The sequence below is a fragment of the Giesbergeria sp. genome (assembly GCF_028686475.1).
Lineage (GTDB): Bacteria > Pseudomonadota > Gammaproteobacteria > Burkholderiales > Burkholderiaceae_C > Simplicispira.
This window is the reverse complement of record NZ_JAQUCA010000017.1, coordinates 41,104-66,815: the sequence shown is the minus strand read 5'-3', so window position 1 is coordinate 66,815 and position 25,712 is coordinate 41,104. Positions and strand designations below refer to the sequence as shown.

The window sequence follows — 25,712 nt, the reverse complement described above, 5'->3', positions numbered from 1 at the left end:
ATCCGATGAATTTCACAACCTTGTCACTCATCTTTTTATACGAAAGTATAATTTAAATCTTTTATTTAGAAGTTAATAATTTTAAAAACAAAAAAAATTGAAAACATTTGAAATTTTACCACCACCAGTTTTTCTTCGGCCCGGTGGAGTTCTACTTGGCTGCTGAGATGCAGTTTATTGCTTAAAACCATAGGGCATCCTTGGCGATAAAGGGAGCGTATTTCATGCTGCAACTGCCTGTGCTGAAGGGAAAAGCTGCTGCATCAGCCCTTTTTTGTGGGTTTTTAGGGTTTCGAGTTTTTGGATTTCTAAAGTAATCAGGGTATCGAGGCTGCTTAGGCACGAGGCGATGCGTTGTTGTTCTCGTTCCTTTGGCAATCGAATGGTCAATGCTTTTAATTGCCCGCCTGTAATAAGCGGCTGTCCCGATCCGAAGACCATTTTATTTAACCCAATTTGATCGAGATAGTAGAAGATGAAGTCAATATTTTGCTTTGCGTTCAAGATAATGATGAGAGTATTGTCGGTGACACCAAACTCGCCTGTCGTCTTGGTCAGTAGCCCAGCGTTTGCACCAACACGCGCAACTAAAATGTAAGTTCCGCCGTAACTGCAATTTTTTGTCTTGCCAATAATTCCAGTTGAACCATATAAATCGAAAGCTCCATCGGTAGCAACTTTATCTTTGCCTGATGAAATACTTTCGCTCAATTCCTCTAAATCCTGTGCCATCCACTCATCTTGGAATTCAGGGAAGCGCAAACGCGGTTGGGTTTCGCCTGCGCGGGGGAAAAGCTGCTGCATTAGCCCTTTTTTATGGATTTTGAGCGCCTCCACTTGCTGCGCTTGTGCGGCGATTAGCTCATCCAAAGAACCCAGGCAATCGGCGATTTTTTGTTGTTCATCGAGTGACGCTACGGGCAAGGGCATAGCCATAAAATCGTCACTGGATATAGCCATTCTATCGTGTCTTGCACCCGTGCTAGATGCCTGGCGCATATAGGTATGCCAGCCAGTAGTTTTGAAAAAATGTTCGTAAAAATCGTTACTGTTGTCTTTGAACTTAAAGACGGTATAAAGTGGCGACATTACGCCTGTGCCAATTTTATTCTTGGATATGGGGCCTACGGGTGCTGTGGATGATATGCGCGGATTATAGACGTAGCTGCCCAGCTCAACAACAAAATAGCCCTCAAGTTTTCCTTGGGTAGCAATGTCTTTATCAAAAAAATCTCGCTGATCAACCACGCCAAATTCAGCGGAATTGGTCAGTACACGTTCAATCTTTTCATCTCTATTTTTTTGTTTGGTACGAATCGCCAAATGGCTTAGAGGGATAAATTTCCATCCTCCTGCTTCTAAAAAATCTGGAAACCGCAGCTTGGGCACTAAAGCGCATTTTTCTACTATTCCCGCCATTGCATTATCCTGCTGTTTGCTCATAGACTTCCCGCCATAGCCTGCCCATTTGTATTTAACCCAGCATCGCGCATTTCCTGTTGCAGGCGCAAAGGGTCTTTGTTGGCAAATGCTGCAATGGCAGGCAAGTCTTTTGCCCTATCCACCAGCAATTCGGTCGGCTGCTTGCTGGCTAAATCAGGGGCCAACATCAGCTTATTCCATTCCCGTGCCTCTTGTGCTTTTTGTGTCAGATACATCGTGTAATTCAGCAATTTGGATTGCAGCGCCAAGGGCAGCACGGCGGCACGTTGTTGGATTTCTTGCAAAACGCTGTTCATGGTGGCTTTCCTTTCATTGTTCATACGCATCCAGTCCAGAAATGTCGCGCCCCCAGCACGCTTGACAAGGTAGGGGGCGCAGTCCTCCATCAGGGAGAGTTCTTTGTGCGTGCGGGCTTTCCAACCCAGTTCCAGCGGCGCTAGCAAATCGGTCAACTGTTCGCCATCAAAAATCATGCGCTCCAGAATGCCATCGACAAAAGTTTGTAGGGCGGTGCTGGCCAAGCCATGCTTGGCCGCGATGGCGGCCAGCTCTTGGGCGTTCTTCTCGGCCTTAAAGTGGCTGTAACCGTCGCGGATGGCGGCTTCAGACAGGCCCGCGCCCGCTTGGAGCGTGGCGATGTATTGGGCGATATCGTCGCGCTCGTGCATAAACTTGGCATCGGCGCTAATCAGACCAATCAGTTCCTCGCGCGTCATTTTGGCCTTGCCCGGCCCTTGCTCTGAAAATTTGGCCATCAGGCCCATGATGTAGTCGTAATCAATCACGGCAGAGGCAAACAGCACAAACTCAAAATCGAGCTGCTCCACGGCATCGGTGGTGCTGGGGCCAGCATCCTCCTTGCCGCTTTTGCCCTGTTGCTCTTTCAGCCTTCTAGCGGTTTCCAGATACTGGCCTTTGAAGCCGCGCAACTGGTCTTCGGGCAGCATTTGCGCGATGGCAGTTTGGTTGTCCTCGGTCAGGTCGGTGTATTGGTCAAGCTGGGTTTTAAGCCGTTGTACTTCCTTAAAGTGGGTAATGAAGGCGGCGCGGGCCGCGTCGCCCTTCAAATTGGCCACGGCAGAGGGGGTGCAATCCAGCCCTTGGGATTGCATAAAGTCGTCGAGCTTTTGCATGGCGGTCTCCAGCTTCTGGATGACTACCGGCGCTTTGTCCACCAGCCAGATTTCTCGCGCTTCTTGGCCGGTTTTTTCGCCAGAAAATAGCGCAATGGCAGCATCCACGGCCTCTTGTTGCTGGCGAAAATCGAGGATGTTGCCGTAGGGTTTAGTGCCGTTCAGCACGCGGTTGGTGCGCGAGAACGCCTGTATTAAACCGTGGTATTTGAGGTTCTTGTCCACATACAGCGTGTTCAAAAACTTGGAGTCAAAGCCCGTTAGCAGCATATCCACCACGATGGTGATGTCGATTTTTTGCGCGGCGGGGTAGTCGGCATTGGGCCATTGCTGGTCTTTAATGCGCTTTTGCACATCTTGGTAGTAAAGGTCAAACTCGCTCAGGCGGTGATTGGTACCGTAGCGGGCGTTGTAGTCGGCCAAGATGGCCTTGAGCGCGGCTTTTTTGCCTTCGGGGTCTTCTTGGTTGTCGGCTTGCTCTTGCGGCAGGTCTTCCTGAATTTGCTTCACATCCGGGTCGCCCTCGGCGGGCGGCGAGAACACACAGGCAATGTTGAGCGGCTTAAAAGTGGGGTCGGCGGTTTGTTTGTCCGCCTGCATGGTCTTGAACAGCGCGTGGTATTCCATCGCGTCGTTGATGGACGCAGTAGCCAAGATGGCGTTAAAGCGCCGCCCACCGGTGGCGGCATCGTGCTTGGCAAAAATAGCTTCAATGATGGCCTGCTTGGCGAGGGCTTCGCCGGGTTTGGGCGGGTTTTTACCCTCGGGCTTGAAATAATCAATGTGAAAGCGCAGCACGTTGCCATCCTCAATCGCGTGGGTGATGGTGTAGGCGTGTAGCTGCTGTTGGAACAGGTCTGCCGTGGTACGCATGGAGGCTTGCGCGTCCTCGATTTTCTGCAAGCTGGCATTGGCTTCAAAAATGGGCGTGCCAGTAAAGCCAAACAGTTGCGCCTTCGGAAAGAAGGCTTTAATGGCCTGGTGGTTATCGCCAAACTGCGAGCGGTGGCATTCATCAAAAATGAAGACGATGCGCTGGTCTTTCAGGGTTTCGAGCTGCTGCTTGTAGGTGGCCTGTCCGCTTTTGCGGCGCTGCTGGTTGCGCTTGCTATTCTCATCCAGTGCGAGGCCCAGCTTTTGGATGGTAGTGACAATCACTTTGTCGGCGTAGTCTTCAGAAAGCAGGCGGCGCACGAGTGCAGCGGTATTGGTGTTTTCTTCGACACAGCCGTCTTGGAAGCGGTTAAATTCTTCCCGCGTCTGGCGGTCTAGGTCTTTGCGGTCCACCACAAACACGCATTTGTGGATGTGTTCATTCTCCTTCAGCAGCGTGGATGCCTTGAAAGAGGTGAGCGTCTTGCTGCTGCCAGTGGTGTGCCAGATGTAGCCGTTGCCGTTGTTGTCGGTGATGCACTGCACCATGTGTTGCACGGCATAGACTTGGTAGGGCCGCATCATCATCAGCTTTTGCTCCCCGGCCAGCAGCACCATGTAGCGGCTGATGGTTTGGCCAAGGGTGCATTTTTTCAGAAAGTGCGCGGCAAAGTCATCGAGGTGGGTGATTTTGCGGTTGCCCTCGTCGGCAAACTCATAGACGGGCAAAAAGCGCTCGTCGGCCTGGAAGGCGAAGTGACGCGCGTTGTTGTTGGCAAAGTAGTAGGTGCGGTCACGGTTGCTGACGATGAACAGCTGTATGAAGCAAAGTAGCGTCTTGGTGTAGCCGTTGCCGGGGTCGTGCTTGTATTCGACAATTTGCTCCATCGCCCGGCGCGGAGGGATGTCCAGGGCTTTTAACTCGATTTGCACCACAGGCACGCCGTTAATCAGCAGCATCACATCGTAGCGGTGGTGGCTGTTGTCGGTGTTGATACGCAGTTGGTTGATGACTTCGTAGTGGTTTTTGCACCAGTCCTTGAGGTTGACAAGGCTGTAATTCAGCGGCGTGCCGTCGTCGCGTGTAAAGGCGTTGATGGCACGCAGGTTTTTGGCAGCGCTAAAAACATCCGGGGTAACAATTTCATCGAGCAGGCGGGCGAACTCGGCATCCGTGAGGCGGACGCGGTTCAGGGCTTCAAATTTCTGGCGGAAGTTTTTCTCTAGCGCGGTGCGGTCGGTGATGTCCGCGCGGTATTCGTATTTCAGCCCCGTCAGTTTGGCGATGAAGCTTTGTTCGATGTGTTGTTCCAGCATGGGTGCATCATAGATACTGCCAGTATCGCCAGATGCGCCTGGCCGCAAGTTTTGTCGGTGGCCGTAGCAACCGGTGGGCACAATGGCAGGCCACTCTCTCTGCCACTTTTTCTAAGCCTGCCATGTCCCACCCCGAGCATCCCAATCAGTTTGCCCTGCTGCGCCAGCGCCGCTTTGCGCCGTTTTTCTGGACACAGTTTGCCGGGGCGGCCAACGACAATCTGTTCAAATTTGCCTTTACCGTGCTGGTCACGTACCAGCTTCAGGTGGCTTGGCTGCCGCCATCGCTGGCCGGGTTGGTGATTGGGGCGCTGTTTATTTTGCCGTTTTTGTTGTTCTCGGCCACGGCGGGTCAGCTCACCGATAAATTGGAGAAGACGCGCATCATCCGCTTCGTGAAAAACCTGGAAATTGCCATCATGCTGCTGGCAGGCTGGGGTTTTATGGCGGACAGCGTGGCCGTGCTGCTGGGGTGTACTTTTTTAATGGGCGTGCATTCCACTTTGTTTGGCCCGGTCAAGTTTGCCTATTTGCCCCAAGCCCTGAGCGAGCGCGAACTCACCGGCGGCAATGGCATGATTGAGATGGGGACTTTTGTCGCCATCTTGTTGGGCAATGTGGCCGGTGGCTTGCTGGTGGCTTTGCCCCATATTGGCCCGACCACGGTCGCTGTGGCCTGCTTGCTGCTGGCGCTGCTGGGCCGGGCGTTGGCGCAATTCATTCCGGCAGCACCAGCGACGGACCCGCAGTTGCACATCAATTGGAACCCCATCAGCGAGACGTGGCGCAACCTGAAGTTGGCGCACGGCAATATCGTGGTGTTTCGCTCTTTGCTGGGTATTAGCTGGATGTGGTTTTTTGGGGCCGTGTTTTTGGCGCAGTTCCCTAGCTTTGCCCGCGATGTGCTGCATGGCGATGCCCATGTGGCCTCGTTGCTGTTGGTGGTGTTTTCGGTGGGGATTGGCACCGGCTCTTTGTTGTGCGAAGTGTTATCGCGCCGCCATGTCGAGATTGGTTTGGTGCCCTTGGGGGCGATTGGTATGAGCGTGTTCTCGGTGGATTTGTACTGGGCCGCGCACAGCTTGCCGCCAGCGGCACAAATGGGCGTAGCGGCTTTTATTGCCCAACCTGCCCATTGGCGCGTGGTGTTGGATTTGCTCTTGCTCAGTCTGTTTGCTGGGCTGTACAGCGTACCCATGTACGCGCTGATTCAGCTACGCAGCCAAGCTACGCACCGCGCGCGCATCATTGCGGCCAACAATATCCTCAATGCCTTGTTCATGATTGCCAGTTCGGTGCTGGCGGGGGCTTTGTTGGGGGCTGGCTGGACGGTGCCCGAGGTCTTTTTGGCCACCGGGCTGGCCAATGCCGTGGTGGCGGGCTATATCTTTTTGCTGGTGCCCGAATACCTGTTGCGTTTTATGGCCTGGGTGCTGTCGCGCTTGGTTTATCACTTTAAAGTGGTGGGCGATGAGCATTTGCCCAGCACGGGTGCGGCGCTACTGGTGTGCCACCATGCCCGTTTTGCAGACCGTCTGTTGCTGCTGGCGGCCAGCCCGCGCCCGATTTGCTTTCTGGTCGAGCCCGCACTGTTGCAGCGGCCTCTGCGGGGCTGGTTGCTGCGGCTGTCGAAAGCGATTGCTTGGGTGCCCGAGCAGTCCAACCCGTTGGCGCACCAACAGGCGCTGGCAGCAGCTTTGCAGGTGTTGCGTGACGGTGATTTGCTGGCCGTGGCCTCGGAGCAAGAGGCTTTGCATGTGCTAGAACACGCCCGCGCTGCTGGTTTAGCGCTGCCCTGTGTGCCTTTGGCGCTGCACCAGCCGCCCCATCCGGCTTGGGGCCGGGTGCAATTGCAAGTCGGCCCCGCCTTGGCCGCCGCCGATGGCCACGCGCAAGGCTTGCGCCAAGCACTCGCTGCTTTGCAGCCCTGAATAGGGCGCCGCTTGTTATTCCAACACCTTATCCGCCTTTTGCAGCAGGGCCGGGCTGATGTGTACGCCTTGCCGTTTGGCCGCGCGCAAATTAAGCACCAAACTAAACTTTTCTGTCGGCTCCCACGCAATGTTACCCACAGGTATTCCCTTGAGTACCAATATCGCCTTTTGGCCTGCCGCATAACCAATCAAAAAATAATCGAGACCATAAGCCGCCACCACGCCGCGTGCTACGCTGTTGATGTCGCCCGTAAACAGAGGAATGCGGTGCCGGTTGGCCACCGCCACCAGTGCCTCTAAGTTGGCCACGGTGGTGTTGTCTGAGGTGATGGTAAAAGCTTGCACCTTGCCGACCAAAGAGCCAGCGGCCGCCCCGACTTCGTTGCTATGCTCAATCGGTACCTCAATTAGTCGTAACCCTAATTGCTGTGCGGCAGCACGCATGGCCCTGATGTGGGTGATGGAGTTGGGTTCGGTCGGGTTGTAGATGGTGCCCCACTGTTTGGCGTGCGGCACCATTTTGGCGTAGGTTTCCAATTGCAGCAGCACCGGCCATAAATCGCTCACCCCGGTCACGTTGGTGCCGCTGGCTTGGCCGCGTGCAATGCTGGGCGGCACGATACCGGCTCCTTGGGGGTCGGTAATCGAGGAAAAAACAATCGGAATGCTGCGCGTAGCCTGCACCACAGCTTGGGTGGTGGGGGTGGCAATGCTGTGGATTAAGTCCACCTGCTCGCGCACCAACAGCGCGGCAATGCTTTGGGCTTGGGCCAAGCTGCCATTGGCGTTGTGGCGCAGGTAGCGCAGGTTGACCCCTTCTCTGAAGCCTGCAATGGCCAATGCGGCTTCAAAGCCCTTTTGGTCGGCATTTAAGGCCGCATGGGAGACGATTTGCGTCACGCCAATATGCAGCAAAGGCCGGGGAGTGGTCTGTGCCAGCGCGGGGCTACCCCACCCCAGCGTGGCAGCAAAGGCTAAACCGCTGTGCAGAAACTGGCGTTTGTCTAGTCCGTGTGGGCGATGGTGCATATGAAGGGGGCGAGTTTGTAAATTCTTATGAAGTCATCGGTAAAAATAAAGAGAAAATTAGTTCTTATAGAATTTAACTATAAAAGCTATGGTAGCCAGAGTGGAGCTTCTTGCAGGGCTTCGATTTGCTCGTGCAGCATGTCGATTTGACCGCGCCAATAGTCGCTGGAGCCAAACCACGGAAAGTTCATCGGAAATATCGGGTCTTGCCAGCGCCGCGCCAGCCAAGCGCTGTAATGAATCAGGCGCAGGGTGCGTAGTGGTTCTATCAGCGCCAGCTCGCGCCGGTCAAAAGGGCGCAGTTGCTCATAGCCTTCGATTAAAGCCGCCAACTGTTGCGTGCGCTGGCTGCGTTCACCCGAGAGCAGCATCCACAGGTCTTGCACCGCTGGCCCCATGCGCGCATCGTCCAAATCGACAAAATGCGGGCCACCGCGCCCATACTCATCCAAGGGTGTCCAAAGGATGTTGCCGGGGTGGCAATCGCCATGCAAGCGCAGCAGGGTGGCATCTTGCACGCGGTAGCCTGCTGTGCCGCCGCTGGCTATCAGACTGAGCGCTTGTTCGCAGGCTTCGCGCCAGCCAGAGCGCATATCCAGCGGAATCATGTCGTGTGCCAGCAGCCAGTCGTAACTGGCCGTGCCAAAGCTGGCGCTGTCGAGCGTAGGCCGGACGCTGAATGGACGCATCGCGCCCACGTTGTGGATGCGGGCCATAAAGCGGCCCAACCACTCTAGCACCTCCCAATCGTCCAACTCGGGCTGGCGACCGCCGCGCCACGGACTGACCGAAAAAGCAAAACCGCCATACGGGTGCAGCGTTTGCCCTTGTAGCACCAGCGGGGCCACGGCGGGCACTTCGGCCTCTAGCAGTTCGGCGGCAAAGGCGTGTTCTTCGGCAATTTGGGCGCTGCTCCAGCGCTCGGGGCGGTAAAACTTGGCTACTACCCGGCTGCCATCTTCCAAACTGACTTGATAAACCCGATTTTCGTAGGAGGACAAGGCCATCAGGCGGCCATCACCATACAGGCCCACGCTGGCTAAAGCATCCAACACCACATCGGGCGTGAGGGCAGAAAAAGGGTGGGCAGCCAAAGCAGGGGTGGGGGTGGCATTCATCCAGCCATTGTGCAACCATTGCGGCTGTCGGTGGCAACAAAAAAAGCCAGCGTGTACCGCTGGTACACACTGGCTTGGCGGCCAACCCAGGCTAAGCCCGGTTGGCCAGAGACTGCGAGGCGCTTAGTACTTGAACACGCCTTGGCCGCTCTTGCGGCCCAAGCGGCCAGCGGCCACCATTTCTTTCAGCAGCGGGGCAGGGCGGTATTTGCTGTCGCCAAAGCCTTCGAGGAACACTTCCATAATAGCCAAGCACACATCCAAGCCAATCAGGTCGGCCAGCGCCAGCGGCCCCATCGGCTGGCCGCAGCCGAGCTTCATGCCTGCGTCGATGTCTTCTGCCGTGGCCAAGCCTTCGGCCAGCACAAAGAAGGCTTCGTTGATCATCGGAATCAGCACACGGTTGACGACGAAACCGGGGTTGTTCTTCACGGTAATGGGGGTTTTGCCCAAGGCTTTGGCCAACTCTTGCACTGCCGCGTGCGTAGCATCGCTGGTTTGCAGACCGCGAATCACCTCTACCAGCGCCATCATCGGCACGGGGTTGAAGAAGTGCATACCGACAAACTTGTCGGCGCGGCTGGTGGTAGCGGCCAACTCGGTAATGGAGATGGACGAGGTGTTGGTGGCAATGATGACTTCAGGGCCAACCAGCGCATCAATCTGCTTGAGAATTTTGACCTTGATGTCGTGATTTTCGGTGGCGGCTTCAATCACCAGTTCGGCGGCCTTGAGGTCGTCGTAGCTGGTGCTGGTTTTGATGCGTGCCAAGATGGCATCTTTGTCAGCAGCGCTGATTTTTTCTTTTTTGACCAGACGATCCAAGCTACCCGCCACGGTGGCCAAACCCTTTTGCACTGCTGCTTCAGAGATGTCCACCAAAATGGCGTTGATACCCGCAACGGCGCACACCTGTGCGATGCCGTTGCCCATAGTTCCGGCCCCGATGATGCCAACAGTGGTGATACTCATATAAAAATCCTTTTCAAAGTAAAACAAAGGCAATGCCCGTGGCGAGTGTCTCGCGCTCGCTCATGCTGCGGGTGGTACAGCATAACCAAGTTCTATGACGCACTGCCAGCATTTTGCACTCTGCATTAAAGTGGTAGCCAGTTGCAGCAGCTTGAAGGCGCTCTGAACGGGTGGCCTGTTGCTGTGTGTTGGATTTGTTTTTCTGAAAAGTTAGGCTTTTGTATGACCACACTGGGTACGCCCCTGTCTCCCCACGCCACCAAAGTAATGTTGCTCGGCTCGGGCGAGTTGGGCAAAGAGGTGCTCATCGCTCTGCAACGCTTGGGCGTAGAAACCATTGCCGTGGACCGCTACGACCACGCCCCCGGCCAGCAAGTGGCGCACCATGCCCGCACCATTGCCATGAGTGACCCAGCACAATTGCAAGCCCTGATAGAGGCCGAAAAGCCCCATCTGGTGGTGCCCGAGATTGAAGCCATCGCCACCCCGATGCTGGAGCAGTTAGAAGCCGCCGGTGTGGTGCGCGTCATTCCCACCGCCCGTGCCGCCCGCTTAACGATGGACCGCGAGGGCATCCGCCGTTTGGCGGCAGAAACCTTGGGCCTACCCACCAGCCCGTACCAGTTTTGTGATTCGCTGGCCGAATTGCAAGCAGCGATTGAGGGTGGCATTGGTTATCCCTGCATCGTCAAGCCGGTGATGAGCAGCTCGGGCAAGGGCCAAAGCAAAATTGATGGCCCAGAAGATGTGCAAAAGGCGTGGGACTATGCAATGGCCGGAGGCCGCGTTAGCCACGGGCGCGTGATTGTGGAAGGCTTTATCGACTTCGATTACGAAATCACCCAACTGACGGTGCGTGCCTTGGGCGCTGACGGCCAAATCGAAACCCATTTTTGCGCCCCGATTGGCCATGTACAGGTGGGCGGCGATTATGTGGAGAGCTGGCAACCACACCCCATGCACCCGGTAGCCTTAGACAAGGCACGCCAGATTGCCAAAACCGTGACCGACAACTTAGGCGGTCAAGGCTTGTTTGGTGTCGAGTTGTTTGTCAAGGGCGAGCAGGTTTGGTTCAGCGAGGTCAGTCCACGCCCGCACGATACCGGCTTGGTCACGCTTTGCACGCAACACCAAAGCGAGTTTGAATTGCACGCGCGCGCCATTTTGGGCTTGCCAGTCGATGCCAGCTTACGTAACCCCGGAGCCAGTGCCGTGATTTATGGTGGCATGGAGGCCAGCGGGATTGTGTTTGATGGCGTGGATGAGGCCCTGCGCGTGCCCAACACCGATTTACGTTTGTTTGGCAAGCCCGAGAGCTTTGCCAAGCGCCGTATGGGGGTGGCGCTGGCGCGTGCTGCCGACACCGACAGCGCGCGCCAGAACGCCAAACTGGCCGCCAGCAAGGTGCGCCCGCGCCAAATCTAAACGGCGCAGGCGGCAGCAGAACAGCGTTTAGACCAGCAGCGCATTCACGCGCTTGACGTAAGCGGCTGGGTCTTCGGGCAGGCCACCTTCGGCCAACAGGGCTTGGTCAAACAAGATGTGCGCCAAGTCGTGGAAATGCACGCTGCCATCGAGCTTCTTCACCAGTGCATGTTCTGGGTTGACCTCTAACACCGGCTTGGTGTCGGGGGCTTTTTGCCCAGCTTGCTTGAGCATACGGGCCAGTTGGGTGCTCATGTCGTCGTCTTGCACCACCAAGCAGGCCGGGGAGTCCACCAGGCGCGTAGTGACGCGCACATCTTCGGCCTTGTCTTTCAGCGCTTCTTTCAGCTTGGCCAGCACCGGCTTGAAGGCTTCGGCGGCTTCTTCGGCGGCTTTCTTTTCGGTTTCGTCTTGCAGCTTGCCCAAGTCCACCGCACCCTTGGCCACGCTTTGCAGCGGCGTGCCGTCAAACTCTTGCAGGTAGTTGAGCGCCCATTCGTCCACGCGGTCCACCATCAGCAGCACTTCAATGCCCTTTTTCTTGAACACTTCCAATTGGGGGCTGTTTTTGGCGGCGGCCAAGTTGTCGGCGGTGATGTAGTAGATGGCATCTTGGCCCTCTTTCAGGCGCGCTTTGTAGTCGGCCAAGCTGACGCTGGGCGTGTCGCTGCTGGTGCTGGCAAAGCGCAGCAGTTTGGCAATGCGCTCTTTGTTGCCAAAGTCTTCGCCCAAACCTTCTTTCAGCACCGCGCCAAACTCGGCGTAGAACTGGCTGTATTTGCCCTCTTTGGCCTTGTCGTCGGCATCGACCACATCGGTCACGCCATCAGTTCCTTCGGCGGCTTCGTGCTTGTCGTGCTTGGCCAAGTCTTCTAGCATCGTCAGCACGCGCTTGGTGCTGCCTTCGCGGATAGCGCGCACATCGCGGCTTTCTTGCAGCAGTTCGCGGCTCACGTTGAGCGGCAAGTCGGCTGAATCAATCACACCTTTGACAAAGCGCAGGTAGGTGGGCAGCAGCGCTTCGGCCTCGTCCATGATGAACACGCGCTTCACATACAGCTTCACGCCGGCCTTTTTGTCGCGGTTCCACAGGTCAAACGGGGCTTTGGCTGGAATGTAGAGCAGTTGCGTGTACTCGGTGTTGCCCTCGACACGGTTGTGGCTCCAAGTCAGGGGCGCTTCAAAATCGTGGCTGATGGCTTTGTAGAACTCGGCATATTGCTCATCCGTGACTTCTTTCTTGGGGCGAGTCCACAGGGCGCTGGCCTTGTTGATGGTTTCCCACTCGCCGGTTTTGACCATGCCGCCGGGTTGGTCGTTCTCGCCCTCTTTCCATTCTTCCTTTTCCATCAAAATGGGCAGGCTGATATGGTCGGAGTATTTGTTGATGATGGACTTGAGCTTCCAAGCGTTCAGGTACTCTTCGGCATCAGCACGCAGGTGCAAAATCACGCTGGTACCGCGTTGGGTGCGGCTGATGGTTTCGACTTCAAAGTCGCCCGTGCCAGCGCTAATCCAGCGCACGCCTTCTTCGGCGGCCAAACCTGCGCGGCGCGACTCGACGGTGATTTTGTCGGCCACGATAAAGCCGGAATAAAACCCGACACCAAATTGGCCAATCAATTGGCCTTGCTCTTTGGCATCGGCCTTTTTGTCGGCCTCTAGGCGGCTCATAAAGTCTTTGGTACCGCTCTTGGCAATAGTGCCCAAGTGGTCAATGGCCTCTTGCGCGCTCATGCCGATGCCGTTGTCGGTGATGGTCAGGGTTTTGGCATCCTTGTCAAAGGACACGCGCACTTCCAAATTGGGTGCATCCTCGTACAGGGCGTTGTTGTTCAGGGCTTCAAAACGCAGTTTGTCGCAAGCATCCGAGGCGTTGGAGACCAACTCGCGCAGAAAAATTTCTTGGTTAGAGTACAGCGAGTGGGTGACCAAGTGCAGCAGTTGGGCCACTTCGGCTTGAAAGTGCAGGGTTTGTTTGCTCATAGAAAATTTTCTCTTAAAGACCAAAATTGCAAAAATACGCGCACCGCGCGCCAGAGGGGGCAGGGCTTTGCGCCAGCAGCGATGCAGTTATGGGCATTGCGTGCGGTTTCAAGTCAATTCGCTTGACGAAATTTGCACTGTGCCAAAGCTTGGCCGCACAATAGCCCCTATGACCCTGACTGAACTCAAATACATCGTTGCTGTGGCGCGCGAAAAGCACTTTGGTAAAGCCGCAGATGCCTGTTATGTTTCCCAGCCCACGTTGTCGGTGGCTGTGAAGAAGCTGGAAGAAGAACTCGACATCAAGCTGTTCGAGCGCAGTGTGGGCGAGGTCACTGTCACCCAGCTGGGTGAAGAAATTGTGCGCCAAGCCCAAAGCGTGTTAGAGCAGGCTGCCGCCATCAAAGAGATTGCCAAGCGCGGCAAAGACCCGTTGGCCGGTGCCCTGACGCTGGGGGTGATTTACACCATTGGCCCCTACCTGCTGCCCGAGTTGGTGCGCCGCTCGATTGAGCGCACGCCACAAATGCCGCTGTTGCTGCAAGAAAACATGACCGCGCGTCTGCTAGAAATGCTGCGTACCGGCGAGATTGATTGCGCCGTTTTGGCCGAGCCATTCCCTGATACCGGGCTGGCGATGGCCCCGCTCTACGATGAGCCTTTTATGGCCGCTGTGCCCAGCACGCACCCGCTGGCCAATGTCAAAAGCGTAAGCGCCGAAGACCTACGCAATGAAACCATGCTGCTGCTGGGGGCCGGCCATTGCTTCCGCGACCATGTGCTAGAAGTTTGCCCCGAGTTTGCCCGCTTCTCTAGCAATGCGGAGGGTATCCGCAAATCGTTTGAAGGCTCCTCGCTCGAGACCATCAAATATATGGTGGCCGCTGGCATGGGCGTGACGCTGGTGCCGCGCATGTCGGTGCCGCGCGATGCCTTGATTAACACGGTGCGGCGGCGCAAAAGCGATGAAACCTATATCCGCTATTTGCCGATGGAAGAAGGCGATGGCAGCGCTCCACCCATGCGCCGGGTGGTATTGGTATGGCGGCGCAGTTTTACCCGCTACGAGGCCATTGCCGCGCTACGCAATGCCATTTACGCTTGTGAATTGCCGGGCGTGCAGCGCCTATCCTAAGTGGTATTGCACCCTCCAGCGCTGGCTGGGTTACAGTGGCAGTTCATTGTTCAGAGGAGATGTACCATCATGGCCAAAAGCACCAAAACCACTGCCCCTGCCATCCATATTGGCATCAGCGATAAAGACCGCGCCGCCATTGCCCAAGGGCTGTCGCACTTGTTGGCCGACACCTATACCCTCTACCTGACCACGCACAACTTCCACTGGAACGTCACTGGCCCGATGTTCAACACCCTGCACACCATGTTCATGGGCCAATACACCGAGCTGTGGAACGCCGTGGACCCGATTGCCGAGCGCATCCGTGCCTTGGGCCATCCCGCGCCCGGCTCTTACGCCGAGTTTGGCAAACTCGCCAGCGTGCCCGATGCCCCCACCAAGCCACCCAAGGCTTTGGAGATGGTGCGTATTTTGGTCGAGGGCCACGAAGCCGTCGCCCGCACTGCGCGCGCCCTGTTCCCCGTAGTGGACAAAGCCAGCGACGAGCCTACGGCAGATTTACTCACCCAGCGCTTGACGGTACACGAGCAAACCGCTTGGATGTTGCGCTCCTTGCTGGAAGACTGAACGATGGCCCGCCGCTCCAAGGTTGCTGCCAGCGCAGCACCCACCGAAATCGAGGTCAAACTGGCCCTGCCCGGTGCCGATGTGCAAGCGATAGCGGCGGCTGTGGCGGCCAGTCCGGTGTTGGCGCGGCGCAAAGCGCAGCGCCAGAGGGTGTTTAGCCAATACTTTGATACCCCCGACCAAGCCCTGCGCCGCCAGCGCGTAGCCTTGCGTCTGCGCCGTTTGGGCAGTCCAGAGCAGCCGCAGTGGCGGCAAACCCTCAAAACCGCAGGCCAAGGCGATTCGGCTTTCAGCGTGCGCGGCGAGTGGGAAATGCCCGTGCCCGCCCCCGCGCTGGCGCTGGAGCTGCTACAAAACTCGCCGTGGCCGCAAATGGATGCCGATAGCAGTCTGTCTGCCGCCTTGCAACCCTGCTTTACCACCGAGTTTGAGCGCACCACTTGGCTGGTGCGCCAGCGCGATGGCAGTCAAATTGAAGTTGCGCTCGACATAGGCAGCATCACAGCCGCAGGCCGCAGCGTGCCACTGTGCGAGTTGGAGTTGGAGTTAATCGCTGGTTCACCGGCCGCCTTGTTGGACTTGGCCGGGCGTATTGCACGCAGCGTGGCGGTGCTGCCTTTGGCGGCCAGCAAGGCCGAACGTGGCTTTGCTTTGCAAGCATCGGCCCATTCAGCGGCTAATCCAGCGGCTAATCCAGCGGCTCCTGTGCTTGCCGTGCTGGCCCAGCCGCCCAAAGTCAGCCCCAGCGATAGCCTGGCCCGTATCGCCCGGCAGGTGTTGGGCGAGGCATTCTTGCAATTTACCGCCAACTTATATCGCCTACAAACCAATGATGCGCCAGAGCTGGTTCACCAAGCGCGTGTCGGTTGGCGGCGTTTCCGCAGTTTGTGGCGCATGTTGCGTCCCTTGCTGCCAGATTGGGCCTTGCCACCCTTGCAGGCTTTGCAGCCCCTTTTGGGCAGCTTGGGGGCTTTGCGCGATTTGGATGTGGCCCGCACCGAAACCCTGCCGCCTTTGGCGCAAGCCTATCTCCAACACAGCCAGCACGAGGCTGGGGCCGATATGCCCCAGCAGTGGCAGCAATTACAAACGGCGCTGGGTCAAGCCGCCAGCCAAGAGCGCGCCGCTGTGCGCGCCGCTTTAATGCAGCCCAGCGTAGGCGCTGCCTTGCTGGCGCTGTCACACTGGCTAGAATTACTGGATGGCCCCTTGGCCGCTACCGTGGCCCCCCAGTCGGCCAAAGCGCAAGCACGGAGCCTCCAAGCCCTGCGTCGCCGTGCCTTGCGTTTGGCTAAGCGATTGGAGCAAATGCTGCACCAGTGCCAGCACGACCACTCCCCCGAGGGCATAGAGCGCCAACACGAAGTGCGTATTCTGGCCAAACGCTTGCGTTACAACGTACACGCACTGGCCCCGCTGCTGCCCAAACGCCTGCAACAACAGCACCGCGCCGCCCAGCAATTGCAAGAGCGCTTGGGCGCAGCGCGCGATTTGCTGCAAGCGCGCCATCTGGTGGCCCGCTGGGGCGCTAACCCCTTGTGGCTGGCCTTTTTGCAGGGTGTTGTGGTAGCGCGCACGCTGGACGAGCCTCCATCGCCTTAATCATCGTATGTCCACCGCGAGCCGTAGCCGTAGCCGTTTGTCCCTGTACCTTGATTTAATCCGCTGGGACAGACCTGCCGGTTGGTTGGTGCTGATGTGGCCCACCCTCAGCGCCCTGTGGCTGGCGGCTGGCGGCTTTCCGGGCTGGCATCTGTTGGCCGTGTTTGTGTTGGGCACCATCCTGATGCGTAGCGCTGGTTGCTGTATCAACGACGTGGCCGACCGCCACTTTGACCGCCACGTCAAGCGCACCGCGCAGCGCCCTATCACCTCGGGCCAAGTGTCGGTGCGCGAGGCCATCGCCGTGGGCGTGGTACTCAGCTTGCTGGCCTTGGCACTGGTGCTGACCACCAACGCCGCCGCTATCGCTTGGTCGGTGGCCGCCCTGTTGGTGACGGTGCTGTACCCGTTTACCAAGCGCTTTTTGGCCATGCCACAAGCCGTTTTGGGCATTGCCTTCAATTTTGGTATCGTGATTGCCTTTGCCGCAGTGCAAGGCAGCGTGCCGTGGTGGGCTTGGTTGCTGTGGCTGGGCAACCTGTTTTGGGTGCTGGCCTACGATACCGAGTACGCGATGGTGGACCGCGACGATGACCTCAAAATTGGTATCAAAACCTCTGCTATCACCCTGGGTCGTTTTGATGTGGCCGCGATTGTGCTGTTTTATCTGCTCTTTTTGGGCCTGTGGTGGCTGGCGTTGGCACCACAGGCTTTGGGCATGGCTTTTTACCTAGCGTTGGCCGTGGCTTTGGCGCAGGTACTCTGGCATTGGCAGCTGATTCGCACCCGCACCCGCGAGGGCTGCTTCCACGCCTTTCGCGTCAACCACTGGTTGGGCTTTACCGTGTTTGTCGGTATTGTCGCCAGCTACTTGGTGCGGGCTTAAAGGCCATTAAGCCTCACAGGCATCACCCAGCTCGTGGGCGCGTGCCTGTGCGGCGCGCAAAGCTGCAATAAAGTGCCGATTCAACTCGGCAGCGCGCATAGATTCCAATGCTGCATAGGTGGTGCCGCCTTTCGATGTCACCCGTTCGCGCAGTACAGCGGGCGACTCGTGCGAACGCCGTGCCAACTCCGAAGAGCCAGCAAAGGTAGCAATCGCCAATTGCTCGGCCTGTGCCGCACCCAAGCCCATCTCCACCCCGGCCTGCACCATCGCCTCTAAAAAATAAAACACATACGCCGGACCAGAGCCAGACAAGGCCGTCACCGCATCCAATTGCGCTTCTTCTGGCACCCACAAATGCTCGCCCGTAGAGGCCATAATCTGTGCCACCAACTGCCGTTCAGCCTCGCTCACCGTGGGGCGTGCATACAAACCGCTGATACCCTGACCAATCAAAGCCGGTGTATTGGGCATGGCGCGCACCACCCGTTCACTGCCCAGCCAGTGGGCAATGCTATCGCTACGCACCCCAGCGGCCACGCTCAGATGCAGTGCTTTGCCAGTATGGGTGCCGGTAGTCAGTGCCGCCTCTTTGAAGGTTTGCGGCTTGATCGCCCAGACTACCACCTCGGCGCGCTCCAACTGCGGGCCAGCACTGGCTTGGGCCAGCACACCAAACTGCTGTTGCAAAGCGGCACGGGCAGGCTCCCAAGGCTCCACCACTTCAATCTGGCTCAGAGGCAGCCCTTGGTGCATCAGGCCGCCTAAAATAGCACTGGCCATGTTGCCGCCGCCAATGAAAGCGATGGCCGGAAAACGAATTGCAGTAGATGCGGACATGTGAAAAGTCTCCAACAATCAAGTAAAGAATGGCATCGTAGCCGCTTGCTGCGTGCTGTTGGCTGTCTTTTTAAGGCAATAAAAAGGCACTAGGCATTGACACCCCAGAATTTTTTTGAAACAATAGCGGGCTTCGCCGTCAAAAAGCGAAGTTTCTGCCCCACAAGAAGCGCTGCAAATGGTTTGCGCCGCTGACGACGGGCCCAAGACTGACTGGCTGGTTGGCAGCGCTTGAGAGTTTCTCTGGGGCTGTTGATCTTGTTGGTGCAAGTTGGGAATATTAAAATGATCCAAACAGAAACCCGGTTAGACGTTGCCGACAATACCGGCGCCAAGTCCGTCCTGTGCATTAAAGTGCTGGGCGGGTCTAAGCGTCGCTATGCCAGTGTTGGCGACATCATCAAGGTGAGCGTCAAGGAAGCCGCTCCACGTGGCCGCGTCAAAAAAGGCGAGGTTTACAGCGCAGTGGTTGTCCGTACCGCCAAAGGCATTCGCCGTGGCGATGGCTCGCTCGTCAAATTCGATGGCAACGCAGCAGTGTTGCTCAATGCAAAGCTGGAGCCCATTGGCACCCGCATCTTTGGACCCGTGACGCGTGAACTGCGTACCGAGAAGTTCATGAAGATCGTGTCCCTGGCTCCTGAAGTTCTCTAAGGACGGCGCGATGAATAAGATTCGCAAGGGCGACGAAGTCGTCGTACTCACCGGGCGCGACAAAGGCAAGCGCGGCACTGTAACGCTGCGCGCTGATGACTCCCATCTGGTGGTCGAAGGCATCAATCTGGTCAAAAAACACGTCAAGCCCAACCCCATGAAGGGTACGACTGGCGGCATTATTGACAAGGCCATGCCTATTCACCAGTCCAATGTGGCCATTTTCAATGCCGCCACGGGCAAGGCTGATCGCGTTGGCATCAAGCTGCAAGCAGACGGCAAGCACGTGCGCGTGTTCAAGTCCAGCGGCGCTGAAATCAAGACGGCCTAAGGGGTAAAACATGGCACGACTCCAAAAAATCTACCGCGAAAAACTCGCCCCCGAACTAATGAAGCAGTTCGGTTATACCTCGCCCATGCAGGTGCCGCGCCTGACCAAGATCACCCTCAACATGGGTGTATCCGAAGCCGTGGCCGACAAAAAAGTCATGGACAACGCCGTGGCTGATTTGACCAAGATTGCTGGCCAAAAGCCCGTAGTCACCAAGGCCAAGAAAGCCATCGCTGGTTTCAAAATCCGCGAAGGCCAAGCCATTGGTTGCATGGTCACTCTGCGCGGTGTGCAGATGTATGAATTCCTAGACCGCTTTGTCACCATTGCACTGCCGCGCGTGCGCGACTTCCGGGGTATCTCCGGTCGCGCCTTCGATGGCCGTGGCAACTACAACATCGGTGTCAAAGAACAAATCATCTTCCCTGAAATTGAGTACGACAAGGTCGATGCCCTGCGCGGTCTCAATATCAGCATCACCACAACGGCCAAATCCGACGAAGAGTGCAAAGCACTGCTGACCGGTTTCCGTTTCCCCTTCAAGAACTGAGGCGGCGTATGGCAAAACAAGCTTTGATCCAGCGCGAACTCAAGCGCGATAAACTGGTGGCCAAATACGCCGCCAAACACGCCGAACTCAAGGCCATCGCCTCTGATGCCAAGCGCAGCGATGAAGAGCGTGATGCAGCCCGTCTGGGCTTGCAAAAGCTCCCACGCAACGCCAATCCCACGCGCCAGCGCAACCGTTGCGAAATCACCGGTCGCCCCCGTGGTACTTTCCGTCAATTCGGCTTGGCCCGCGCCAAGATCCGCGAACTGGCTTTTGCAGGCGACATCCCCGGTGTCACCAAGGCCAGCTGGTAAGCAGGCAGGAGAGATACAACATGAGCATGAGTGATCCCATCGCTGACTTGCTGACCCGCATCCGCAATGCCCAAATGGTTTCCAAAGCCACCGTGAGCGTGCCTTCTTCCAAAGTGAAGATTGCCATCACCCAAGTGCTGAAGGACGAGGGTTACATTGACGGTTTCGAGGTCAAGACCGAAGCCGGCAAATCCGAACTCCAAATCGCCCTCAAGTACTACGCTGGCCGTCCGGTCATCGAGCGTATTGAGCGTGTGAGCCGCCCCGGCCTGCGCGTGTACAAGGGCCGTGATGCCATCCCCCAGGTCATGAATGGCCTCGGCGTGGCCATTGTCACCACGCCCAAGGGTGTGATGACCGACCGCAAAGCGCGTGCTACCGGTGTCGGTGGCGAAGTGCTTTGCTACGTGGCTTAAGCCGTGACATTGAGGAGAAACTGAAATGTCCCGTGTAGCAAAATCGCCCGTCGTCATCCCCGCAGGTGTGGATGTCGCCATCAAAGACGACCAAATCAGCGTTAAAGGCGCTGGTGGTAATTTGGTTCTGACCCAGAACGCTCTGGTCAAGATTACCAACACCGATGGCAAAATCTCTTTTGAGCCCATCGACGCATCGCGCGAAGCCAACGCCATGAGTGGCACCTTCCGCCAGTTGGTCAACAACATGGTGTTGGGTGTTAGTAAAGGCTTTGAAAAGAAGCTGACCCTGATTGGTGTGGGTTACAAAGCCCAAGCCAGTGGCAACAAACTCAATTTGGCCGTGGGTTACTCCCACCCCGTCAATTTTGATATGCCCGCCGGTATCACCGTGGCTACGCCTACCGCGACTGAAATCGTGGTCAAGGGTGCCGACCGCCAGCGCGTAGGCCAAATTGCCGCTGAGATTCGTGCCGTTCGTCCACCCGAGCCCTACAAGGGCAAGGGCATCCGCTATGCGGACGAAAAAGTCACGATCAAAGAGACTAAGAAGAAATAAGGAGCTGCAATATGTTGACCAAGAAAGAGCAGCGTCTTCGTCGTGCCCGCCAGACCCGCATCCGCATTGCCCAGCAAGGTGTTGCCCGTCTGTCGGTAAACCGTACGAACCTCCATATTTACGCTACCGTGGTTTCCGGCGACGGCACCAAGGTGCTGGCCAGTGCCTCTACCGCCGAAGCCGAAGTACGCAGCGTACTCGGTGGTTCTGGCAAAGGTGGCAACACTGCTGCAGCCCAAGCCATCGGCAAGCGCATTGCTGAAAAGGCCAAGGCCGCAGGTGTCGAAAAAGTTGCATTTGATCGCGCAGGCTTTGCCTACCACGGTCGCGTCAAGGCTCTGGCCGACGCAGCCCGTGAAGCAGGTTTGCAGTTCTAAGCGGAACGGAATACAAAATGGCTAAATTTCAACCCCGAGTGCAAGACGAAGGCCGCGACGACGGACTGCGCGAGAAGATGATCGCGGTCAACCGCGTCACCAAAGTGGTCAAGGGCGGTCGTATCCTCGGCTTTGCTGCACTGACTGTAGTGGGTGATGGCGATGGTCGCGTTGGCATGGGCAAAGGCAAATCCAAAGAAGTGCCCGCTGCTGTGCAAAAGGCGATGGAAGAAGCCCGTCGCAACATGGTTAAAGTATCGCTCAAAAACGGTACCATCCACCACCAAGTGACAGGCCACCACGGTGCTGCTTCCGTCATGATGGCCCCGGCCCCCAAGGGTACCGGTGTGATTGCTGGCGGCCCTATGCGCGCTGTGTTTGAAGTGTTGGGTATCACCGACATCGTGGCCAAGAGCCACGGTTCGTCCAACCCCTACAACATGGTTCGTGCCACCTTTGATGCGCTCACCAACTCCACCACCCCCGGTGCAGTAGCGGCCAAGCGCGGCAAGTCGGTCGAAGACCTCTTCGTCTGACAGGAGCTTTGACAATGTCTACACAACAAACCGTGAAAATCCAGCTGGTTCGCAGCCCGATTGGCACGAAAGAATCCCACCGCGCCACCGTGCGTGGTCTGGGCCTGCGTAAACTCAACAGTGTCAGCGAACTGCAAGACACGCCTGAAGTGCGCGGCATGATCAACAAGATCAGTTATCTGGTCAAAATCGTCTGAAAGGTTGATGATGGAACTCAATAACATCAAGCCCGCAGACGGTGCCAAGCACGCCAAGCGTCGCGTCGGCCGGGGCATTGGCTCTGGTCTGGGCAAAACCGCTGGCCGTGGCCACAAAGGTCAAAAATCGCGTTCGGGCGGCTACCATAAAGTCGGTTTTGAAGGCGGTCAAATGCCTTTGCAACGCCGCTTGCCCAAGCGTGGTTTCAAGTCGCTGACTTTGCGCTTCAATGCCGAAATCACCCTCAGCGATGTCGCCCGTTTGGGTCTGGCAGAAGTCGATCAACTGGCCCTCAAACAAGCTGGCCTGATCAACGATCTGACCCGCACGGTCAAAGTCATCCAAAGCGGCGCTATCACTACCGCAGTCAAGCTCAGCGGTATCGCTGCAACGGCTGGTGCCAAGGCAGCGATTGAAGCTGCTGGCGGCAGCGTAGCTTAACGCCTGCCCGAAGGAAAAAAGCTGTGGCTACTAGCACTGCTTCCGTGGCAAAAACTGGAAAATTCGGCGATTTGCGTCGCCGACTGGTTTTTCTCTTGTTGGCGTTGGTGGTGTACCGGACGGGGGCTCATATTCCCGTTCCGGGCATTGATCCAACCCAGCTGCAGCAGCTGTTCAATAGCCAGCAGGGCGGCATCCTGAACCTGTTTAACATGTTCTCGGGTGGTGCGCTGTCCCGCTTCACGGTGTTTGCGCTGGGAATCATGCCGTATATTTCGGCATCGATCATCATGCAGCTGATGACCTACGCTGTGCCCGCTTTCGAACAAATGAAGAAAGAGGGCGAAGCCGGTCGCCGCAAAATCACGCAATATACTCGCTATGGTACTTTAGGGCTGGCTATTTTTCAGTCCTTGGGTATTGCAGTGGCATTAGAAAGCTCAGCTGGTTTGGTTTTATCACCCGGCTTTGGTTTTCGTATGACGGCGGTGGTCAGTTTAACGGCTGGCACCATGTTTTTGATGTGGTTGGGCGAGCAAATTACTGAGCGTGGTTTGGGTAATGGTATTTCCATCCTGATTTTTGCTGGTATTGCTGCTGGCCTGCCCAGCTCGATTGGTGGTTTGTTAGAGCTGGTGCGTACCGGTGCCATGAGCATTATTGCTGCGATTATCATTGTGTTGTTGGTGGCCTTGGTCACTTACTTCGTGGTGTTTGTCGAGCGTGGGCAGCGTAAAATTCTGGTCAATTATGCTCGGCGTCAGGTGGGTAACAAGGTGTATGGTGGTCAGTCTTCGCACTTGCCACTGAAGTTGAACATGGCAGGTGTGATTCCTCCCATCTTTGCTTCGTCCATCATTTTGCTGCCCGCCACCGTTGTGAACTGGTTCAGTGCGGGTGAGTCCATGCGCTGGCTCAAAGACATTGCAGCAACACTGACCCCCGGTCAGCCGATTTATGTAATGTTTTATGCCACAGCCATTGTGTTTTTCTGCTTTTTTTATACGGCATTGGTATTTAACAGCCGCGAAACAGCAGACAACCTCAAGAAAAGCGGCGCATTTATTCCTGGTATTCGGCCCGGTGATCAAACAGCACGTTATATCGACAAGATTTTGCTGCGTCTGACGCTGATTGGTGCGGCTTACATCACCTTTGTTTGCTTGTTGCCAGAGTTCCTGATCCTCAAGTACAACGTTCCTTTTTACTTCGGTGGTACCTCGTTGTTGATTATTGTGGTGGTCACGATGGACTTTATGTCCCAAGTGCAAAATTACATGATGTCGCAGCAATACGAGTCGCTGTTGAAAAAAGCGAACTTCAAAGCGGGTTCAGGCGTTTGAGTCTTGTCTTTCGTACCATGCTGGTTTGAAAGCGCTAAAAGTTTTAGGAGAATGAAATGAGAGTTTCTGCTTCGGTTAAAAAAATCTGCCGTAATTGCAAAATCATCCGCCGCAAGGGTGTGGTGCGCGTGATTTGCACTGACATGCGCCACAAGCAGCGTCAGGGTTGATGAGAAAAGTATAGAGGACGCATATGGCACGTATCGCTGGTATCAATATTCCGCCACATCAGCATGCTGAAATTGGCCTGACCGCCATTTATGGCATCGGTCGCACACGCGCACGCAAAATTTGCGAAGCCTGCGACATCGCTTATTCCAAAAAGATCAAAGATCTGACGGATGGCGACCTTGAAAAGATTCGCGACCAGATCGCACAGTTCACCATCGAGGGTGATCTGCGCCGTGAAACAACGATGAACATCAAGCGCCTGATGGACATCGGTTGCTATCGGGGATTCCGCCATCGTCGCGGTCTGCCGATGCGTGGTCAGCGCACGCGCACCAACGCCCGCACCCGCAAGGGTCCGCGCAAAGGCGCAGCGGCACTGAAGAAATAAAGAGATTGAAAGATCAATATGGCTAAATCTCCTGCCAACAACGCATCCCAGCGTGTTCGTAAAAAAGTTCGCAAGAACGTTTCTGACGGCATCGCCCACGTGCATGCGTCGTTCAACAACACCATCATCACGATTACCGATCGCCAAGGCAATGCTTTGTCTTGGGCATCTTCGGGTGGTCAGGGCTTCAAGGGTTCGCGTAAATCGACCCCCTTTGCTGCTCAGGTCGCTTCCGAAGTCGCTGGCCGCGCTGCTATCGAACAAGGTATTAAAAACCTGGATGTCGAAATCAAAGGTCCCGGCCCCGGTCGTGAGTCTTCGGTGCGCGCTCTGGGTGCCTTGGGTATCCGTATCACTTCGATTGCCGACGTGACCCCGGTGCCACACAACGGTTGCCGCCCACAAAAGCGCCGTCGCATCTGATTGATTCAAAGCCCACCGCCGCCTGCGCTGCATAACAGCGTTTCAGGCGGCTCCCGCAATGCACTTGCGGTAGATGAAATAAAAGGAAGTTCTCGTGGCACGTTACCTCGGCCCTAAGGCCAAACTCTCCCGCCGTGAAGGCACGGACTTGTTCCTCAAGAGCGCCCGTCGCTCGATTGCGGACAAGGCCAAGTTCGATTCCAAGCCCGGTCAGCACGGTCGCACTTCGGGTGCCCGTACCTCTGACTTCGGTCTGCAACTGCGCGAAAAGCAAAAAGTCAAGCGCATGTATGGCGTGTTGGAAAAACAATTCCGCCGTTATTTTGAAGCTGCGGACGGCAAGAAGGGCAACACCGGTGCCAACCTGCTCAGCCTGCTGGAATCGCGTTTGGACAACGTAGCCTATCGCATGGGTTTCGGTTCTACCCGCGCTGAAGCTCGCCAATTGGTGTCGCACAAGGCGATTACCGTGAACGGCCAGTCGGTCAATATCCCATCCTACCTGGTCAAGGCCGGTGATGTGGTGGCCGTGCGTGAAAAGTCCAAGAAGCAAAACCGCATTGTCGAAGCCCTGCAACTGGCCCAACAAGTGGGCTTCCCTGCTTGGGTAGAAGTGAGCGTGGACAAGGCCGAGGGCGTGTTCAAGAAGACTCCGGACCGCGATGAGTTCGGTGCTGACATCAACGAATCTTTGATTGTTGAATTGTATTCGCGCTAATCGCTCTGCGATATAGTTGAAAACCGTACC

At 56.4% G+C, this 25,712-nt stretch carries 28 protein-coding genes and 1 pseudogene; 21 read left to right on the top strand and 8 right to left on the bottom strand.

Annotated features, from left to right (window positions below):
- Positions 1-222: 222 nt before the first annotated feature.
- The 3 genes and pseudogenes from PHX60_RS11605 to PHX60_RS11595 form a co-directional block, all read right to left on the bottom strand.
- Positions 223-1,443: a restriction endonuclease subunit S gene (locus PHX60_RS11605; protein WP_300077703.1), complete on the bottom strand. Its 1,221-nt coding sequence runs from the start codon at positions 1,441-1,443 to the stop codon at positions 223-225.
- Positions 1,440-1,739: a hypothetical protein gene (locus PHX60_RS11600; protein WP_300077701.1), complete on the bottom strand. Its 300-nt coding sequence runs from the start codon at positions 1,737-1,739 to the stop codon at positions 1,440-1,442. The genes PHX60_RS11605 and PHX60_RS11600 overlap by 4 nt, the downstream gene beginning before the upstream one ends.
- A gap of 13 nt (positions 1,740-1,752) precedes the next feature.
- Positions 1,753-4,766 (bottom strand): annotated as a pseudogene (locus PHX60_RS11595) (type I restriction endonuclease subunit R).
- Between the two features lie 122 nt (positions 4,767-4,888).
- Between PHX60_RS11595 and PHX60_RS11590 the strand changes: the two are divergent.
- Complete coding sequence (locus tag PHX60_RS11590; protein ID WP_300077698.1) at positions 4,889-6,697, top strand: MFS transporter; 1,809 nt, start codon at positions 4,889-4,891, stop codon at positions 6,695-6,697.
- Between the two features lie 15 nt (positions 6,698-6,712).
- Here PHX60_RS11590 and PHX60_RS11585 read toward each other — a convergent pair whose 3' ends face one another.
- From PHX60_RS11585 to PHX60_RS11575, 3 genes are all read right to left on the bottom strand, one after another.
- Positions 6,713-7,729, bottom strand: a complete 1,017-nt coding sequence (locus PHX60_RS11585) for an ABC transporter substrate-binding protein (RefSeq protein ID WP_300077695.1) — start codon at positions 7,727-7,729, stop codon at positions 6,713-6,715.
- 86 nt (positions 7,730-7,815) lie between these two features.
- On the bottom strand, positions 7,816-8,847 hold the full coding sequence (locus PHX60_RS11580; protein WP_300077692.1) for a serine/threonine protein kinase: 1,032 nt from the start codon (positions 8,845-8,847) through the stop codon (positions 7,816-7,818).
- 123 nt (positions 8,848-8,970) lie between these two features.
- Positions 8,971-9,819, bottom strand: coding sequence for a 3-hydroxybutyryl-CoA dehydrogenase (locus PHX60_RS11575; RefSeq protein ID WP_300077689.1), 849 nt, complete (start codon positions 9,817-9,819; stop codon positions 8,971-8,973).
- Between the two features lie 222 nt (positions 9,820-10,041).
- On the opposite strand from PHX60_RS11575, the gene purT reads away from it, so the two are divergent.
- The gene (gene purT, locus PHX60_RS11570) at positions 10,042-11,244 is read left to right on the top strand and encodes a formate-dependent phosphoribosylglycinamide formyltransferase (RefSeq protein ID WP_300077686.1); all 1,203 of its coding nucleotides are present in this window, start codon (positions 10,042-10,044) and stop codon (positions 11,242-11,244) included.
- A gap of 27 nt (positions 11,245-11,271) precedes the next feature.
- Here purT and htpG read toward each other — a convergent pair whose 3' ends face one another.
- On the bottom strand, positions 11,272-13,230 hold the full coding sequence (gene htpG / locus PHX60_RS11565) for a molecular chaperone HtpG (RefSeq protein WP_300077683.1): 1,959 nt from the start codon (positions 13,228-13,230) through the stop codon (positions 11,272-11,274).
- 169 nt (positions 13,231-13,399) lie between these two features.
- On the opposite strand from htpG, the gene PHX60_RS11560 reads away from it, so the two are divergent.
- From PHX60_RS11560 to ubiA, 4 genes are all read left to right on the top strand, one after another.
- Complete coding sequence (locus PHX60_RS11560) at positions 13,400-14,365, top strand: LysR substrate-binding domain-containing protein (RefSeq protein WP_300077680.1); 966 nt, start codon at positions 13,400-13,402, stop codon at positions 14,363-14,365.
- Between the two features lie 69 nt (positions 14,366-14,434).
- Positions 14,435-14,935: a Dps family protein gene (locus PHX60_RS11555; protein WP_300077677.1), complete on the top strand. Its 501-nt coding sequence runs from the start codon at positions 14,435-14,437 to the stop codon at positions 14,933-14,935.
- A 3-nt stretch (positions 14,936-14,938) separates the two neighbouring features.
- A complete protein-coding gene (locus PHX60_RS11550) occupies positions 14,939-16,537 on the top strand; it encodes a CYTH and CHAD domain-containing protein (RefSeq protein WP_300077674.1) in 1,599 nt (532 codons plus the stop codon).
- Positions 16,538-16,544: 7 nt separating this feature from the next.
- Positions 16,545-17,423: a 4-hydroxybenzoate octaprenyltransferase gene (gene ubiA / locus PHX60_RS11545; RefSeq protein WP_300077671.1), complete on the top strand. Its 879-nt coding sequence runs from the start codon at positions 16,545-16,547 to the stop codon at positions 17,421-17,423.
- 6 nt (positions 17,424-17,429) lie between these two features.
- Here ubiA and proC read toward each other — a convergent pair whose 3' ends face one another.
- Positions 17,430-18,263, bottom strand: a complete 834-nt coding sequence (gene proC / locus PHX60_RS11540) for a pyrroline-5-carboxylate reductase (protein WP_300077668.1) — start codon at positions 18,261-18,263, stop codon at positions 17,430-17,432.
- Between the two features lie 285 nt (positions 18,264-18,548).
- Here proC and rplN point away from each other — a divergent pair, with 285 nt between their 5' ends.
- The 15 genes from rplN to rpsD all read left to right on the top strand — a co-directional run bounded on the left by rplN (position 18,549) and on the right by rpsD (position 25,682).
- Positions 18,549-18,917, top strand: a complete 369-nt coding sequence (gene rplN, locus PHX60_RS11535) for a 50S ribosomal protein L14 (protein WP_056670966.1) — start codon at positions 18,549-18,551, stop codon at positions 18,915-18,917.
- 10 nt (positions 18,918-18,927) lie between these two features.
- Positions 18,928-19,248, top strand: a complete 321-nt coding sequence (gene rplX / locus PHX60_RS11530; RefSeq protein ID WP_300077661.1) for a 50S ribosomal protein L24 — start codon at positions 18,928-18,930, stop codon at positions 19,246-19,248.
- Positions 19,249-19,258: 10 nt separating this feature from the next.
- On the top strand, positions 19,259-19,798 hold the full coding sequence (gene rplE / locus PHX60_RS11525; RefSeq protein WP_300077658.1) for a 50S ribosomal protein L5: 540 nt from the start codon (positions 19,259-19,261) through the stop codon (positions 19,796-19,798).
- Positions 19,799-19,806: 8 nt separating this feature from the next.
- A complete protein-coding gene (gene rpsN / locus PHX60_RS11520) occupies positions 19,807-20,112 on the top strand; it encodes a 30S ribosomal protein S14 (RefSeq protein WP_300077655.1) in 306 nt (101 codons plus the stop codon).
- Positions 20,113-20,132: 20 nt separating this feature from the next.
- Positions 20,133-20,528, top strand: coding sequence for a 30S ribosomal protein S8 (gene rpsH / locus PHX60_RS11515; protein ID WP_300077652.1), 396 nt, complete (start codon positions 20,133-20,135; stop codon positions 20,526-20,528).
- A gap of 25 nt (positions 20,529-20,553) precedes the next feature.
- Complete coding sequence (gene rplF, locus PHX60_RS11510; RefSeq protein ID WP_300077649.1) at positions 20,554-21,087, top strand: 50S ribosomal protein L6; 534 nt, start codon at positions 20,554-20,556, stop codon at positions 21,085-21,087.
- Positions 21,088-21,098: 11 nt separating this feature from the next.
- Positions 21,099-21,464 carry a 50S ribosomal protein L18 gene (rplR, locus tag PHX60_RS11505; protein WP_300077646.1) on the top strand — a complete coding sequence of 122 codons (366 nt, stop codon included), beginning with the start codon at positions 21,099-21,101 and terminating at the stop codon, positions 21,462-21,464.
- 17 nt (positions 21,465-21,481) lie between these two features.
- Positions 21,482-22,000: a 30S ribosomal protein S5 gene (gene rpsE, locus PHX60_RS11500; protein WP_300077643.1), complete on the top strand. Its 519-nt coding sequence runs from the start codon at positions 21,482-21,484 to the stop codon at positions 21,998-22,000.
- Positions 22,001-22,014: 14 nt separating this feature from the next.
- The gene (gene rpmD, locus PHX60_RS11495; RefSeq protein WP_091457148.1) at positions 22,015-22,197 is read left to right on the top strand and encodes a 50S ribosomal protein L30; all 183 of its coding nucleotides are present in this window, start codon (positions 22,015-22,017) and stop codon (positions 22,195-22,197) included.
- A gap of 10 nt (positions 22,198-22,207) precedes the next feature.
- On the top strand, positions 22,208-22,639 hold the full coding sequence (rplO, locus tag PHX60_RS11490; protein ID WP_300077706.1) for a 50S ribosomal protein L15: 432 nt from the start codon (positions 22,208-22,210) through the stop codon (positions 22,637-22,639).
- Positions 22,640-22,662: 23 nt separating this feature from the next.
- Positions 22,663-23,982 (top strand): preprotein translocase subunit SecY, encoded by a 1,320-nt coding sequence (secY, locus tag PHX60_RS11485; RefSeq protein WP_300077639.1) that lies wholly within the window; start codon positions 22,663-22,665, stop codon positions 23,980-23,982.
- Between the two features lie 56 nt (positions 23,983-24,038).
- Positions 24,039-24,152 (top strand): 50S ribosomal protein L36, encoded by a 114-nt coding sequence (gene rpmJ, locus PHX60_RS11480; protein WP_011793797.1) that lies wholly within the window; start codon positions 24,039-24,041, stop codon positions 24,150-24,152.
- A gap of 23 nt (positions 24,153-24,175) precedes the next feature.
- On the top strand, positions 24,176-24,541 hold the full coding sequence (gene rpsM, locus PHX60_RS11475; protein WP_091457140.1) for a 30S ribosomal protein S13: 366 nt from the start codon (positions 24,176-24,178) through the stop codon (positions 24,539-24,541).
- 18 nt (positions 24,542-24,559) lie between these two features.
- The gene (gene rpsK / locus PHX60_RS11470) at positions 24,560-24,964 is read left to right on the top strand and encodes a 30S ribosomal protein S11 (RefSeq protein WP_300077629.1); all 405 of its coding nucleotides are present in this window, start codon (positions 24,560-24,562) and stop codon (positions 24,962-24,964) included.
- A gap of 94 nt (positions 24,965-25,058) precedes the next feature.
- The gene (rpsD, locus tag PHX60_RS11465; RefSeq protein WP_300077626.1) at positions 25,059-25,682 is read left to right on the top strand and encodes a 30S ribosomal protein S4; all 624 of its coding nucleotides are present in this window, start codon (positions 25,059-25,061) and stop codon (positions 25,680-25,682) included.
- Positions 25,683-25,712: the final 30 nt, after the last annotated feature.